The 430-nt window shown below is 63.3% G+C and carries 1 protein-coding gene; it reads right to left on the bottom strand.

Annotated features, from left to right (window positions below; all coding sequences use genetic code 11):
- Positions 1-430, bottom strand: a 430-nt coding sequence (locus FLO80_RS23945; RefSeq protein WP_500676336.1) for a contractile injection system protein, VgrG/Pvc8 family, incomplete at both ends; no start/stop codon positions are given.

The following is a 430-nucleotide window of genomic DNA, read 5'->3' on the forward strand; positions in this document are numbered from 1 at the left end:
GCTCGTAGGACGAGTCCTGATGCTCGAGCGCCTCGCCAGCGAGATGATGCTCCTGGTCGTAGGTCGGGCGCTTGAAGCTGTAGTCCCGCTGGGTCTGTCGAGCCGTACGAACATTTTCGCTGTAGCGGAAAGAATGAAGCACCGGCTGCGGGTTGTCGCCCTCCGGCTGGGCGCTGAACAGCACCGGGCCGCCGGCGATACGCTCCTGGACGTAGAGCCGGTCGCTGCAGACCAGGGTGTGGCGGTGTTCGTCGAAGCGGAAGTAGTAGACCAGGCCTTCCTCGAAGGCCAGCCGGTCGTGCAGGTAGTGATCGCTGTCGCCGGCCTGCACGCAGTATTCGCGTGGCAGGTGCTCGTGGTAGATACGCTGTTCGTAGTCGAGCACCCGGTGCTCCTTGAGCAGCGCCTGGAGAATCTCCGGAACACTCTT

This window comes from Aquicoccus porphyridii, from assembly GCF_008369105.1.
Taxonomy (GTDB): Bacteria; Pseudomonadota; Alphaproteobacteria; order Rhodobacterales; family Rhodobacteraceae; genus Aquicoccus; species Aquicoccus porphyridii.